General features: G+C 57.7%; 12 protein-coding genes and 1 tRNA gene. 4 read left to right on the top strand and 9 right to left on the bottom strand.

Going from position 1 to position 14,004, the window contains the following annotated elements; translation table 11 throughout:
- Positions 1-79: 79 nt before the first annotated feature.
- The 3 genes from KR51_RS07415 to rpsP form a co-directional block, all read right to left on the bottom strand.
- The gene (locus tag KR51_RS07415) at positions 80-1,039 is read right to left on the bottom strand and encodes a PhoH family protein (protein WP_022606391.1); all 960 of its coding nucleotides are present in this window, start codon (positions 1,037-1,039) and stop codon (positions 80-82) included.
- 75 nt (positions 1,040-1,114) lie between these two features.
- Complete coding sequence (locus KR51_RS07410) at positions 1,115-1,492, bottom strand: KH domain-containing protein (RefSeq protein ID WP_022606389.1); 378 nt, start codon at positions 1,490-1,492, stop codon at positions 1,115-1,117.
- Positions 1,492-1,752, bottom strand: coding sequence for a 30S ribosomal protein S16 (gene rpsP, locus KR51_RS07405; protein ID WP_022606387.1), 261 nt, complete (start codon positions 1,750-1,752; stop codon positions 1,492-1,494). Before rpsP ends, KR51_RS07410 begins: the two co-directional genes overlap by 1 nt.
- 554 nt (positions 1,753-2,306) lie before the next feature.
- Between rpsP and dnaG the strand changes: the two genes are divergently transcribed.
- Positions 2,307-4,259 (top strand): DNA primase, encoded by a 1,953-nt coding sequence (gene dnaG / locus KR51_RS07400; RefSeq protein ID WP_022606385.1) that lies wholly within the window; start codon positions 2,307-2,309, stop codon positions 4,257-4,259.
- Between the two features lie 485 nt (positions 4,260-4,744).
- On the opposite strand, the gene KR51_RS07395 is transcribed toward dnaG, so the two are convergent.
- The 3 genes from KR51_RS07395 to lipA all read right to left on the bottom strand — a co-directional run bounded on the left by KR51_RS07395 (position 4,745) and on the right by lipA (position 8,314).
- Positions 4,745-6,274 carry a hypothetical protein gene (locus KR51_RS07395; RefSeq protein WP_022606383.1) on the bottom strand — a complete coding sequence of 510 codons (1,530 nt, stop codon included), beginning with the start codon at positions 6,272-6,274 and terminating at the stop codon, positions 4,745-4,747.
- A gap of 114 nt (positions 6,275-6,388) precedes the next feature.
- Positions 6,389-7,387 (bottom strand): methionyl-tRNA formyltransferase, encoded by a 999-nt coding sequence (gene fmt, locus KR51_RS07390; RefSeq protein ID WP_022606382.1) that lies wholly within the window; start codon positions 7,385-7,387, stop codon positions 6,389-6,391.
- A gap of 9 nt (positions 7,388-7,396) precedes the next feature.
- Entirely contained in the window at positions 7,397-8,314 is a 918-nt protein-coding gene (gene lipA, locus KR51_RS07385) for a lipoyl synthase (RefSeq protein ID WP_071783240.1), read from the bottom strand.
- 99 nt (positions 8,315-8,413) lie between these two features.
- On the opposite strand from lipA, the gene KR51_RS07380 reads away from it, so the two are divergent.
- Positions 8,414-8,487: transfer RNA gene (locus KR51_RS07380), tRNA-Pro, on the top strand.
- Between the two features lie 237 nt (positions 8,488-8,724).
- Here KR51_RS07380 and KR51_RS07375 read toward each other — a convergent pair.
- Both KR51_RS07375 and KR51_RS07370 read right to left on the bottom strand, forming a co-directional pair.
- Entirely contained in the window at positions 8,725-9,030 is a 306-nt protein-coding gene (locus KR51_RS07375; RefSeq protein ID WP_022606378.1) for a DUF2973 domain-containing protein, read from the bottom strand.
- A gap of 268 nt (positions 9,031-9,298) precedes the next feature.
- Positions 9,299-9,622 (bottom strand): DUF2605 domain-containing protein, encoded by a 324-nt coding sequence (locus tag KR51_RS07370; protein WP_332254515.1) that lies wholly within the window; start codon positions 9,620-9,622, stop codon positions 9,299-9,301.
- A 489-nt stretch (positions 9,623-10,111) separates the two neighbouring features.
- Between KR51_RS07370 and thrS the strand changes: the two genes are divergently transcribed.
- On the top strand, positions 10,112-11,947 hold the full coding sequence (gene thrS, locus KR51_RS07365; RefSeq protein ID WP_022606374.1) for a threonine--tRNA ligase: 1,836 nt from the start codon (positions 10,112-10,114) through the stop codon (positions 11,945-11,947).
- 478 nt (positions 11,948-12,425) lie between these two features.
- Positions 12,426-12,686: an ATP-dependent Clp protease adaptor ClpS gene (locus KR51_RS07360; protein ID WP_022606373.1), complete on the top strand. Its 261-nt coding sequence runs from the start codon at positions 12,426-12,428 to the stop codon at positions 12,684-12,686.
- 148 nt (positions 12,687-12,834) lie between these two features.
- Here the strand turns inward: KR51_RS07360 and KR51_RS07355 are convergent, their stop codons facing one another.
- Complete coding sequence (locus KR51_RS07355) at positions 12,835-14,001, bottom strand: glycosyltransferase (protein WP_022606372.1); 1,167 nt, start codon at positions 13,999-14,001, stop codon at positions 12,835-12,837.
- Between the last annotated feature and the right edge of the window lie 3 nt (positions 14,002-14,004).

Raw genomic sequence — 14,004 nt, 5'->3', positions numbered from 1 at the left:
GCCCGTCGTTGCCAACTTCTAGCTTAGCGACATCGAACGCTGCCATCTTGCTAGCGTCCGAGCAAGCCATAACACCGATCTAACGTTGCTCGTGGCGTTCGTATGCGGCCACGATGCGCTGTACGAGGGGATGCCGAATCACATCTGCCTGTGTCAGCCGACAGACGGCGATCCCATCCACAGATTTTAGAATCTTTAGCGCTACGGCTAAGCCAGATTCTTGATGGGTTGGTAAGTCTGTTTGCGTCACGTCCCCTGTGACGACCATACGGGAACCGAAGCCCAAGCGCGTCAGGACCATCTTGATTTGGGCCGGCGTGGTGTTTTGCGCCTCGTCCACAATGACAAAAGCATTGCTTAACGTGCGCCCGCGCATGTAACCCAGCGGCGCAACTTCGATCGTGCCTCGAGCCATTAGATCCGGAATGCGATCGCTCTCGATCAGCTCGTAAAGCGCGTCGTACAGCGGCCGCAGAAACGGATTGACCTTCTGCTGCAGGTCGCCGGGCAAAAAGCCCAACTTCTCGCCCGCTTCCACAGCCGGCCGCGTCAAGATCAACCGCTCGCACTCGCCGGCCAGCAGCGCTTTTACTGCCAGTACAGCAGCGAGGTATGTTTTGCCCGTGCCGGCCGGTCCAATACAAAACGTGATGTCGTGGGACTGAATAGCCCGCACGTACTGCCGCTGGTGAAATGTCTTTGCCCGAATCGGATCGCTCCGTCGGGTGCGCATCAGTACGTCTTGCTGCAACTCGCGCCAGTCGTCCATGCGTCCGGTCGCTTGGGCTTGCAGCGCCGTCTTCAGTTCGACGCCAGTAATGGCCTTGCCTTCACACCAATAGGGCTCCAGCGAGCGCACGAGTTGGGCGCAGCGTTCCACGTGCTGCGGCAGGCCGGAGATCGACAGCTCCTGACCGCGCATCACTAGCTTCGCGCCCGTGCGTTCTGCCAATGCCCGCAAGTTCTCTTCGCGCGGACCGGACAGCGCGATCGCGCTGTCGCTGCTCGGGAGTTCGATTGTTTCTGACGCCTCTGCCATGCAAGATCTGCGCCGTTGTGCTGCGTAACTGCCCAGAAGGACGCGATTGCCCGCAACCGCGATCTAGCTAGGACGTTAGGACCCGACTGTGGGTCGCCGGGGACGCCGTCCGCGACCGCCGCCGCGTCGACCGCCACCATCCCCGTTGCCGTAAGAGCGATCGCCCCCGGAACCGTAGATATCGAGATGTACGGACTGATTCGCCGCGCGCGCGGCCGCACCGAGCACCGAACGAATTGCCTGGATGTTGCGCCCGCCGCGACCGAAAACGCGTCCCTTTTCGGACTGCTCGAAGGCGACCCTGACCCAAACTCGCTGGCTTTGACCGTAAGCCTCACAATCGACGCGCAGTGCGTCGGGCGTGTCGAGGAGCGGCAAGATCAAAAACCTCAGCAGGTTGGCGTAATCGGGTTTTGTGGCTACAGGTTTGATTGATGGGGTCGGATCGGGCATCAAACTGACTCGGGTATCGGAGATGCCTTGGACACTTGGGCTTTCTTCAGGATGCTGCCAACTGTCTCGGTTGGCTCGGCTCCGTCCCGAAGTCGCTTGACAATGGCCGGAACGTTTAGGCGCGTCTCGCCCGTACGAGGGTTATAAATGCCCAGTTCCTCAATCGGCCGGCCGTCGCGGCGCGTACGGCTGTCTATCGCCACGATGCGATAGTAAGTCTCTCGCTTCTTTCCCAGTCGTTTCAGGCGCAACTTGATCATAAATTTTGGTGCAGGCAGAATCGTACGTACAGCAACAATTTAGACTAATCACAAATTGTAGCACCTGATAAGCCGTATTCGCAGCGCCAGTCGCCCTTCAAACGTCGCATGGTTAATAGTACTGGCCCTATGGCTGCGACTGTTGAGGGCAGAGATGTGTCTGGGGACACAGAAATTTCCTACGAAATACGAAAAGAGTCTCAGAGTACTTTTATTCTTAGATTTAGTGTGACAACTAACATCTGCTCGTGATAGAAGGTATCAGTCTGATTCCTTACCTGTACTTGACACTGGGGCAGCCACAATTAGAAGTGCTAGGCCAAAATAGAGTTTTTGCGATTAAAGGAATCCCGGGTGGGGTTCTTTTTCCTAGCCATCGCAGTGTAATTTATCGTCAACGGTGCCCCTGGTATGCTCGCAGGGAATGGATTTCTATAGCTGCTCCTAGAGGCGACCGCTGCAGGCGACCTCTGCAAATGTTGCTAGGCTTAGTGGGCGATCGCGTTCGGGCAAGTTGACGCTAGAATAAGTGCCTGTCGCGATCGAGAGACGCTATGGCTGCCGAGATCCCGCGCTTGCACCCCGACACCATTGAAGCCGTCCGCGAGCAGTCCGACATCGTCGATGTCATCAGCGATCGCGTTGCGCTCCGCAAGCGCGGGCGCGACTACCTGGGGTTGTGCCCGTTCCACGACGAGAAAACCCCGAGCTTTAGCGTGAGCCCGAGCAAACAGCTTTACTACTGCTTCGGGTGCGGTGCGGGGGGTAACGTATTCAAGTTTCTGATGGAAACCGGACAGCAATCCTTCGCCGATGTTGTCCTCGACCTGGCCAAGCGCTATAGCGTCCCGATCAAAACCCTCGAGCCCGAGCGCCACCGCGAACTTCAGCGCCAGCTTACCCTGCGCGAGCAACTGCATGAAATCCTCGCCGTCGCCGCCAACTTCTACCAACACGCCCTTCATCAACCGCAAGGTCGCGCCGCTCGAGACTATCTCATCGAACGGCGCGGTTTAAGCGACTCCACGCTCCAGACGTTCCAACTCGGGTACGCGCCGGCCGGCTGGGACACGCTGCATCGCTACCTGGTCGAGCACAAACGCTACCCAGAAGCCCTTGTCGAGCAAGTCGGACTGATCCAGCCGCGCAAATCCGGCAGCGGCTATATCGATCGCTTCCGCAACCGCATTGCCATTCCGATTGCCGATGCTCAAGGCCGCACCATCGGCTTCGGGTCCCGCGCACTTACTCCCGACGACGAGCCGAAATACCTCAACTCTCCCGAAACACCCCTCTTCGATAAAAGCAACACGCTCTTCGCTCTCGACAAGGCCCGCAGTGCGATTGCCAAACAGGACTGCGCGATCGTCGTGGAGGGTTACTTCGACGCGATCGCCCTTCACGCTGCCGGGATCGCTAACACCGTTGCTGCCCTGGGCACCGCTTTCACGGACCGGCAGCTGCGCCAAGTGCTGCGCTTCACCGAATCCAAGCAGGTTGTACTCAACTTCGATGCTGACGCAGCCGGGATCAAAGCCACTCAGCGGGCGATTACCGACGTGGAAGCATTGGTTTACTCGGGGCACGTACAACTACGCGTGTTAAATCTTCCCGATGGGAAAGACGCAGATGAATTCTTGCGCGTTCGATCCGACGCGACGCGACGCAACCCGGCCCAGCAATATCGCGATTTATTAGACTCTGCGCCGCTGTGGTTGGACTGGCAGATCGACTGTTTGGTTGACAATCGCGACCTCAAGCATGCCGACCAATACCAGCAAGTTGCAAAAGGCATGGTGCAACTTCTCGCCCGCCTCGACGACGCCACCCAGCGGGCCCACTATCTCCGCACCTGTGCCGATCGCCTCAGCCAAGGCGATGCCCGCACAATCGACCTTTACAGTAAGAGCCTACTCGCTCAAATCGAGCGCCTCCCGCGCCGCAACGGCCGTCCTGTCGGCTCTGCGACGGCACCCGAGGCCGCTAGCACTGGCGAGCTACTCGCCCGTGCCGAAGCGTTGCTATTGGCAATTTATCTGCACTGTCCCGATCGCCGCACGGATATTGCCGGTCGCCTCGAGCGCGAGGAGCTGTTCTTCTCTCTCGCGCCGCATCGTACCCTGTGGCAGCACATCTGCGACCTCGAAACCGCCGACCCAACTCTCTGCAGCGACTTCGGTAACCGCTTGCTTGCCCGTTTGCAAGACCGTCTGGCCAGCGATCGTGCTCTCGCACCAACAGCCTCCTTGTTACAGCTAGATGAAGCGAAAGCTCGCGACCTCGACCGCGCCAGCGTATCCGTCCGTGCCGCGATTGCCGCTCTCGAGCAAGTTACTTGCGAGAAACGCAAGCGCTATTGCCTGGAGCAATGGCAGCAGCTCGATCCCGTCGCCGATGCCGATCGCTCTCAGTACTACTACCAAGAGTTCTACAACGCTCAGCGCCGGAGTGCCGAACTCGCACGCCAGCGCAGTCAGATTCCCCTAACTGAAATCCTAAATGCTTGATGCCGGGCCGGCATAATTGCCCGCGATCGCAATACCGGCACGTCAACATCGGGATCGGCATTATCTTGATGGCAAAATCAAATTTGGCTAGTACTAAAAAGTAACGACAGATCTTCGTTTGAGCGAGCTCGTAAATTATTCTGAAAACACAGGAAGAACAGAGCGACTTTTTTGCTCCCCCTTACCTAACTGAAGCGGGGTGAGAGGTCTTATCCGAATGCTGTGTCAAGCTCTCAAACTAGGCTAACTCCGAGCGCCCGTTCTGATAGGGGTCTAGCCTGGATTATTCATGAACTCTTATGCGGAGACCCTAAACCTATAGCCGTTCAAGGCTTGCAGACTTTTTCGCTCAATGACAGTGCGTTTCTATACACGTAGATTGGAGCCTAGTCAGAGCAAGGGTTTGAGGCTACTTCAAAATCTTCGTGAATAATCCAGGCTAGAGGGCAACAACTCCTGAGGTCTTGCTTGACGCAGCAGTAAGTCTACGGCAACCACTGCGGGCGGTAGCCCAAGAGGGGAAGTTCCTCAAATTCGGGTGCGTCGGTATCCGATACAGTTGATGGCAACAGCAACCACAAGCGGCTGCCGGCGATCGCTTCACCCGAGTCGGCGCGTGGGGCATCGGGGCTGAGGGGTTGGGCAACTGTTTCGATCTGATCGAACAGCAACCCCAGGCCATCCGGTGCGAGGTCGAAGTGAATATTCGGCTGCGGTCCCGGCCACCCCAGGAGCGGCACTCGCTCAGCTGTTGCTAAGTCGATTGCCAACAGGTATGGAATCTCCACTAAATTCTGAGTCTCGTCGGTTTCCAAGCGCGTCAGCAAGCAATACAAGTCCTCAACTGTCGGAGCGAATTGGCAGGAGCGGATCGTGCCATCAGTTTCCAGAAGTTTCTGTTGCGTTCCCTGGTTGGTTACTAGATGCAGCGAGCGCACGTATTTCAGCTCGGGCGCATCGGTGTTGAAGTTCACCATAGCCGCAGCCGTCCCGTCGGGCGCAAAATCCAGCACCAGTCCGTATGCCGGCAGGAAATCCAGCGTCTGTCCGTCCGGATCCAACGGCAGCAATGCGATACCTTCTCCTTGGGCCATGGCCAGCGTCTGTCCGTCGGGGGCGATCGTAAAATCTCCACCCTGGGGATTGTTCAGCGGTCGCAGCTGCTTGTCGCTCAGGACCCACAACCCGAAGTCGGCTGGATCCTTGCGGTTTGCTCGCCTTACCACCACCGTTTCGCCGTCCGGTCCGAGGTCGAACTGCAGGATGCGATGGGTGCGGTGGTCGAGCACCAACTCGGTTTTTCCCGATGAGAGTTTGTCGGCAGCTGCTGTTGCATCGGGCAGGTTTGCACCGGTCGTGACGTCGTAAAGCTGCACGTCTAGAAATAAGCCCTGCCGCCAATCTCGACGTGAGGTTGCAGCAAACAGGATGCGATCGCCTTCGGGATAAGGCTTAAAATCGGTCACGACTAGTTCGAGCGGCGTCAAGATAGTCTTTTCTTGTCGTGTCAAGTTGTAGAGCACGAGCCGGCCTTGCTCTTCACCCTGAACGCCGATATAGGCAAAGGCGCGATCGCGCGTCCGAAATGAACTGCGGTACATTTGCACGGCATTACCCATGCCATCACTTGCCCGGGCGCGGGCTCCGTCTAGTGTTAGCTCGAAGGTCGTTCCGTAGGGTGCCGCCGCCGCCAGCGTGTAAGCCATCCGCCGTCCCGACCAACTAAACTTCCCCGGTAATGGCGGCACGATTTTCAGACCGTCTTCAACGCTCTCGCGATCCATCGGGCGGTCGAAAGTCAGAATGAATGCCCGATCCTGGCGGCCGATGCGCCCCTCGTCCCAGGTGAAGTCTCGCACGCGCGGGCGGCTGAGCCAGGAACAATTCCGACCGCAGGCGAGCGGGCTGCCCAGCAATAAAACGATCGCGCTGCCGAGGGTGGCAATGGTAAGAAGCGCGACGCGATCGAGTGGGCGCAACCGTCGGAAAATAGCTTGTTGGCGAGCATTACCCATAGGGAAGTCTTGTGATTCAGAAATCTCTTATGAACTCTGGGTTGAAGGCATTGGGAGCATTGCCGCTCGCGCGCTGACGCCTGCCCCATCGATTTTATTACGGCGGTTGAGTTACTAAAGACTGCCGCCAAGGCGTTCGCCAACTCGGACGCGCGTGCCGTTGACAAAATCCCAGCCGGATTGCGGTTTCTTGCCGCTCGGCTGCACTTTACTCAGCAAAAGCACGCCCCCGCCCGTCCGCACGACAGGACCGAGTTGCTTTGCCAGATGGACGACTTCTCCCGGTGCCCCTTCAGGGAATGCGATCGCTTGCAGTGCCGCAATGTTAGGCAGCAGGTTTGCGTTCGCGCTCGCGGCAGAGGTCAACGGCACGGTCTGGAGTATTTTTAACGGTTTGTCGGCGTAGGTTGCCGTGCAGCTGGGATAGAACGCGCGCACTTGGTTGTGGAGCGCGATCGCCGTTCGCGACCAGTCAAGGGCGTAGTCCGCTTTCTGGATGAGCGGCGCGTAGGTTGCTAATTTGCTATCTTGCGGCAGGGGTTCGATGTCGCCGCGCTCGAGCTTCAGGAGCGTCTCAACGAGCAGCGTCGCCCCGAGATCCGCCAGGCGATCGCCCAACTGCCAAGCATTTTCCCCCCAGGCGATCGGCACGCTCGCTTTCAGCAATACCGCACCTGTATCCATACCTGCATCCATCAGCATTGTCGCAATGCCGGTCTCGGTCTCGCCGGCGTGCAAGCACCATTGAATCGGTGCCGCACCGCGATACTTCGGTAGCAGCGAGCCGTGAACGTTGACGCAACCCAAGCGCGGCATATCGAGGATTGCCTGGGAGAGAATCTGCCCGTAAGCCACGACAACAAAGGCATCGGCTGCCGCCTGACGCAACCGCTCGAGCGTCGGTTGGTCCTTCTTAATGCGGCGCGGCTGCCACACGGGAATCCCCTGCTCTTCGGCAAGCTGTTTGACCGGTGACGGCATCACCTGTTTCCCGCGCCCGCGCCGTTTGTCCGGCTGCGTAACAGCTGCAACAACCTCGAACTCCGATCGCGCCAACAGCTGCTGCAGCGTCGGAACTGCAAATGCTGGCGTCCCAAAAAAGACGATTCTCATGTCCTTGCCTCACGTATTCGGCGATCGCGATGCTTTCGCGCGCGGGTAGCGCTCCATCAGCGATCGCACCTGCTCGGCGTGATAAGAACTCCGCGTCAGCGGTGAGGATACGACCTGTAGGAAGCCGATCTCTTCCCCGTAAGCTTGCCAAGTGGCAAATTGCTCGGGCGTTACGAATTGCCGAACGCCCAGGTGCTTTTGCGTCGGTTGCAAATATTGTCCGACGGTCAGGATATCGCAATCGACTGCCCGCAGGTCGCGCATCACCTGCCGGACTTCGGCATCGGTTTCGTCCCAGCCGACCATGATCCCGGACTTGGTGTAAACCCACGGTGCAAGCTGGCGCGCGGCTTGCAACAGGTCGAGCGATCGCCGGTAATCTCCCTGCGGGCGCACGCGGCGATAGAGACGCGAGACCGTCTCGGTATTGTGGTTGAGTACGTCTGGCTCGGCGCGCAGAATCGCCGCCAATGCGTCCCAGTTCCCGCAGAGGTCGGGGATTAACAATTCGATTGTCGTCTGCGGCGAGACTTTGCGAATTGCGTCAATACTGCGAACAAACTGAGCCGCTCCACCATCGTGCAAATCGTCGCGATTGACCGACGTGATCACGACGTGGGCAAGTCCCAGGCGCGACACAGCTTCGGCAAGGTTCAGCGGTTCCAGCGGATCGAGGGCTTGCGGGCGCTTCTCGAAATCGATGTCGCAATAAGGACAGGCGCGCGTGCAGGCCGGACCCATAATCAGAAACGTTGCCGTTCCGTTGTGGAAGCACTCACCAATATTGGGGCAAGAGGCTTCTTCGCACACGGTGTTGAGACCGAGGTCGCGCAGGATTGCCTTGACGCTACCAACGCGCTGTTGCTGAGGAGCTTTAACTCGCAGCCAGTCTGGTTTTACTGTCACGTTTCTATTTTGGCGATCGATTATCGCAATCTGTGGTGATGAGTTTGGACTTTCCGTATGCTATCAACCAGGGACTAACAGCATTGTCGAGGATGCGTGCTATCCTGGTTAGGTTCAAAGCGGGATGTAGCGCAGTTTGGTAGCGCACTTCGTTCGGGACGAAGGGGTCGCTGGTTCGAATCCAGTCATCCCGATCGCTAGGAATACTCGTTTAAGAGGGGTTCGATGCCGCGAAGGGCTCGGACCCCTTTCCGGTGGATGGGAGGATGCGAGCACCCCCAGCTTGCCAAGCCTTACAGGTTTAAGAAAGCGCTTTAAGAAGGGTCAGATAGCGCATGAATATTAAGCTCTGCAGTTCTCGCTTGTTATCAAGCCGAACCTGCAGAGCTCTAAAAAATTGCAATGTCAAATTGAGTCGAGAACAGCTAGAACTAGTGAGCGGTCGCGCGATCGGTGTCGTCATCGTCGCGGGAAACTCCAGGCGAGTTCTCATACAACGCGTCGAGTTTCTCGCGTGCATCCTCGACACTGACCGATCGCATCACGAGTAGCGGCTCGTCGATCGGGCGACCCCGCTCGTCCAGCAGCTCCGGGTGAATGGGTTCAGGGGTAGGCGGGCGCCGGCGGGCAGTTGAAATCTGGGGCTCGCTATTGACACTAACCATGCTGCGGATGAGATTGCTGACCGCAAGGAAAGCAATAATCGAAAATGCAAGGATGTAAAGAAGGTGTAGCATAGTCGCTTTCGGGTTCTAAAGGCGGATCGCTGATGCGCCGCGATGACTGTCAAGGATAATGGAAGTGAGGAGCTACAGGTCAAGGTTCTCTAGCTGCCGCAGAAAGCTGGATGGTGCCCGAGTGATTTCCCCGAACTCCCAAAATATTTTGTAAATCCTCATACACATGGTAAGGCTCGCTAGGGTGCAATGGGAAACAGCATCTTGTTCCTGCTGCCTCACGTTACATCTGGCGGGAGGTGAGCCAATTTCCCAATAAGATACGGGGTCATGCTTCAGCAGACTCGTCCGTTCGATCTGCCTCGGTTATCCCCGTCGATTGGCGGCTCAGTGCCGACACTCGCCAGCATTCGGTGACGAGCTGGTGCCACGGTGCCACTGCGTTCATGTCGATCCCCACCGCACCGTCGGTCGCGCGAAACAGCCCTTCCGCCGCCGTTACTTCCAGCTGTGCTTGCTTGAGGCGCTCCAACAAGCGATCGCGCTCCTCTGGTTGCAACATTGGCAGGTCCCGCGTTTCAAGCATGTCGCGCGAGCGGGAAAACCAATACTGAAAGTCTGCGAGGAGGGGTCCCAAAACTGCCTTGAGCACCGCGCGATGGTCGTCTGAGTGAGGTGATGGCTGCATGTTTAAACGACGCACTTATTAGGGCGTATTGGGAGGCATCTGCAAATTTTATATTCATTTATTATTATCGCTCCCCGGCTCGCAGCGGACCTCTTACTAACGAGCGACTCCTGTATGAGACTCAGTGGCTCAGTTCGCTAGGGCAAACTCATACTCGGAATCACGGCACGATTTTCGCGATCGGCGAGGCTCGATCTGGACTGGCTGTGAACAAAGAGCTAGGTTCCAGCAATCCAGTTCGCTAAAGCCTGAATTCGGTCCTGGCGCAGAAAAGCTGTATGCGTTTGTTTTTCTCAGTTTGCCCGTTCGAATCGGTTCGGGGGCGATTGCTAAGGTAGAATAAATCGCGTTTGCGCTGCCCTCGCATTACTTTTTTGGATGCACTGAATCACCGCGAACGCCCTTTCAAAGCATTTTCCGAATCCGAACGAGCTCAGACAGACAGGGCAAGCCATGCAGAGTGCCGAGCAGAGTGCCGAGCGCGCCGAACAGTCTCCAGAACCTATCCACCTGCCCCGCACGAGCGAGTCCGAACAGCTCAAGCGCATCCGCCATACTGCATCGCACGTGTTGGCAATGGCCGTACAGCGATTGTTCCCCAAGGCGCAGGTCACGATCGGACCGTGGACAGAAGCCGGTTTCTATTACGACTTCGATAGCCCGGAATCTTTTGCAGACAAGGATCTGAAGGCCATCCAAAAGGAGATGGTCAAGATCGTCAAGAAAAAGTTGCCCGTCGTGCGCGAGGTCGTCAGCCGCGAAGAAGCCGAGCGCCGCATTCGCGAGATTCAGGAACCCTACAAGCTCGAGATTCTGGCAGATATCAAAACCGATCCGATCTCGATTTATCACCTCGGCGACGAGTGGTGGGATCTCTGTGCTGGACCGCACTTGGAATCAACGGCTGATTTGAATCCCAAGGCGATCGCGCTCGAATCTGTAGCCGGGGCGTACTGGCGCGGCGACGAAAATAAGCAGCAGCTCCAACGCATTTACGGCACGGCATGGGAAACGCCCAAGCAGTTAGCCGAATACAAGCGCCGCAAGGAAGAAGCCCAACGTCGCGACCATCGCAAGCTCGGGAAAGAACTCGGACTGTTTCTGTTTGCCGATCCGGTCGGACCGGGACTGCCGCTGTGGACGCCGAAGGGCACGATCTTGCGCGACCTTCTGCAAGATTTCCTCAAGCAAGAGCAAGTCGCGCGCGGTTACTTGCCGGTGATTTCGCCACACATCGCGCGCGTGGATCTCTTTAAAACATCGGGACACTGGCAGAAGTACAAAGAAGACATGTTCCCGATGATGGCGGAGTCGGCTGAAGCGGCTGCCGAGGAGTTGGGCTTCGTGCTCAAGCCGATGAACTGTCCGTTCCACATCCAGATTTACAAGAACGAGCTGCGGTCTTACCGGAATCTGCCGCTGCGGTTAGCGGAGTTCGGGACGGTGTATCGATACGAACAGTCGGGCGAACTCGGCGGATTAACGCGAGTGCGCGGCTTCACCGTAGACGACTCGCACTTATTCGTGACGCCGGAGCAGCTCGACGCGGAGTTTCTCAATGTCGTGGACTTGATCCTGTCGGTGCTGACGAGTTTGCAGCTGAAGGACTTCCGCGCGCGCTTGAGCTTCCGCGATCCGGACTCCGACAAATATATCGGCTCCGAAGAGGCCTGGAATAAGGCCGAGAATGCCATTCGCCGCGCTGTCCAGCATATGGGTATGGAACATTTCGAGGGCATCGGCGAAGCTGCCTTTTACGGTCCAAAACTAGACTTCATCTTCCGCGATGCCCTGGAGCGCGAGTGGCAGCTCGGGACGGTGCAGGTCGATTACAACCTGCCAGAGCGCTTCGATTTAACTTACGTGGCAGAAGATGGCTCGCGCCAGCGTCCGGTGATGATTCACCGCGCGCCGTTTGGATCCTTAGAGCGCCTGATCGGCATCCTCATTGAGGAATATGCCGGGGATTTCCCGCTCTGGCTCGCGCCCGTGCAAGTGCGGTTGCTGCCGGTCAGCGACGCGCATTTGGAATACGCGCAGCAGGTTGCAATTCAGATGCGATCGCGCGGCATCCGTGCCGAGGCGGATACCAGCGGCGAGCGCTTGGGCAAGTCGATTCGCAACGCAGAGAAGGAAAAGATTCCCGTGATGGCAGTGGTCGGTGCGCAAGAAGTGGAGTCGAACAATTTGAGCATCCGCACGCGTGCCCATGGCGAACTCGGATCGCTGCCCGTTTCGGAGGTCTTGGATAAGCTGACGGACACGATCGCCCGTCGCATCACCTTCTAGTTATGCCCCACCTACTTGGAGTACGGTCGAGAATTCAGTCTGCTTGACATCTGATGCGCGCACCGTGACCCAAACACAACTTTGGTCTGCAGAGTATCACCAGTTTCATTTGGGGATGCTGGCGTTATTGCATGCACGTCAGGAAACACATCAAACGAACGCTTGCACCAACTGCGCAAGGATTGCAGTCAATGCCCGAGAAGTCTCCCGGCGGCGAGCAAACCTTCTTTCTTCGCTGCTAGAGAGTAGTTCGCCCAGCTTTCACCAATCGAGTTTCACTCGTGTAAAATCGATCCTCGAGTCTGCTCCAGACGGCGGGCTTGCAGGTAGTTCAAGCCAATGAAATTTGGGAGCTACAGGAGCAATATGCATGATATTCCTTCAACTGGTTGCACTCGTCTCTGTTGCCTCGGCCGCGATCTCACTTTGCTAATTCCTTTTTAAGGGTCGTGATGCCAGACCAGGAGCTAGGCACTTGATGCGGGCGGATGATACGCACGTCCTGTTGGTCTTTGATGACAACGTCAATACGATGGATCGTTTGGTTGATTGCTTGGCTTCTCTCCCCAGAATTACTGAGGGCCGAGCGATCGAGCTGACGATGCGAGTGCACAATGAAGGCGCTGCCATCGTATGGGCGGGATCGAAGACGGACGCTGTTACATGCACCGCCGTCATAGCAGATAACGGCTTGAGCGTTCGCATGACTTCGATCGCGCCCGCCGACACCACGAACTAGACTCGCGGTCTAGAATCAACCAAGCGGGTAATCTTGCCGGATCGTTGGCGGTATTGTCCACTCATCAGTGGGCTTGCATTGCGAGTCCGGTGAAGCAGCAGTTCTAAGGGCGCGATCGCCGGAATGCTAACGCACCGATCGCCTGCCGTCAGGGCACTTGGGCGTAGGCACGCCCTTTCCAACGTCCGCCTCGACCGCGCCAATGCCGCCACGCCGAATCCACGGTCATTGCCGTATAAAGCGCGGCGATCGCGGGCAATCCCAAACTCCAAAGCCGCGATCGCTCGTAAAATTTCAGGGTCGGTAGGTACGTGGCTGCCATCAGCAACCACGCGATCGCGCTCAGTGCAGCCACCAACCATTCCCCGCGGGCGACCCCCCACAGCGTCCCCAACGGCGGCACTAAATATACCAATGTCATGCCCAACACCGTCAGGACCAGCAGTAGCGGGGAGTAACGCAACTGTGCGTATGCCGTGCGTGCCACCATATCCCAAATACTCGCCAGCGAGGGATATGACCGCAAGCTCATCGTGTGCTGCGTAAGCCCCAACCAAATCCGACGGCCGCGGCCTTTCACGGCTGCCGCTAGCGCGCAATCGTCGATCAGCGCCGTCCGCACCGCCGCAAACCCACCGATTTCCTCTAGTGCCGCGCACCGGATCAAAATGCAGCCGCCGGCTGCCGCGGCCAGCGATCGTTGCGGGTCGTTCGCCCAACGAAACGGATAGAGCTGCATGAAGAAGTACACGAATGCCGGAATCAGCCAGCGTTCCCACGCCGTCTCGCTGCGCAACAGCACCATCAGCGAGACCAAATCGCGGCGATCGCCCACTGCCTTAGCCACTAACTGCTGCAGATTGAGCGGATCGTGTTGAATGTCCGCGTCGGTCAGCAACAGCCACTCGGTCTCCGGATAGCGCTCGGCTACAAAGCGCCGCCCCTGCTCCATCGCCCATAGTTTACCCGTCCACCCAGCGGGCAAGGGCTGCGACGCAATCGCGTCCAGCCGCTCCGTAAAGTGAAGTTGTTCGGCAGTTTGTTGCGCGATCGTGCCCGTGCCGTCCGTACTCTGGTCGTCCACCAAAACAATACGGAACGAACCGGCATAGTCCTGGGACAGCAGCGATCGCAGCGTTGTCGGCAGCAAGACTGCTTCATTGCGCGCGGGCACCACCGCACACACTGACGGATAGGTTGGCGACACGATTGCCTCTAGCCGCTGGTCTGCCCGCCAAAATTGCCCCAAAACTACCACCAGCACCAGCCAACTTGCTAATGCCAGCCCCACGATCGTCACGCCTGCGATTGCCATCGA

Source organism: Rubidibacter lacunae KORDI 51-2, assembly GCF_000473895.1.
Lineage (GTDB): Bacteria > Cyanobacteriota > Cyanobacteriia > Cyanobacteriales > Rubidibacteraceae > Rubidibacter > Rubidibacter lacunae.
This window is presented reverse-complemented; position numbering and strand designations above follow the sequence as displayed.

Coding starts and splice junctions, on each gene's coding strand:
- KR51_RS07355 (WP_022606372.1), bottom strand. CDS start 14,001: ATGGCAATCGCAGGCGTGACGATCGTGGGGCTGGCATTAGCAAGTTGG.
- KR51_RS07395 (WP_022606383.1), bottom strand. CDS start 6,274: ATGGGTAATGCTCGCCAACAAGCTATTTTCCGACGGTTGCGCCCACTC.
- KR51_RS07375 (WP_022606378.1), bottom strand. CDS start 9,030: ATGCTACACCTTCTTTACATCCTTGCATTTTCGATTATTGCTTTCCTT.
- rpsP (WP_022606387.1), bottom strand. CDS start 1,752: ATGATCAAGTTGCGCCTGAAACGACTGGGAAAGAAGCGAGAGACTTAC.
- fmt (WP_022606382.1), bottom strand. CDS start 7,387: ATGAGAATCGTCTTTTTTGGGACGCCAGCATTTGCAGTTCCGACGCTG.
- KR51_RS07360 (WP_022606373.1), top strand. CDS start 12,426: ATGCGGGCGGATGATACGCACGTCCTGTTGGTCTTTGATGACAACGTC.
- KR51_RS07410 (WP_022606389.1), bottom strand. CDS start 1,492: ATGCCCGATCCGACCCCATCAATCAAACCTGTAGCCACAAAACCCGAT.
- KR51_RS07415 (WP_022606391.1), bottom strand. CDS start 1,039: ATGGCAGAGGCGTCAGAAACAATCGAACTCCCGAGCAGCGACAGCGCG.
- thrS (WP_022606374.1), top strand. CDS start 10,112: ATGCAGAGTGCCGAGCAGAGTGCCGAGCGCGCCGAACAGTCTCCAGAA.
- dnaG (WP_022606385.1), top strand. CDS start 2,307: ATGGCTGCCGAGATCCCGCGCTTGCACCCCGACACCATTGAAGCCGTC.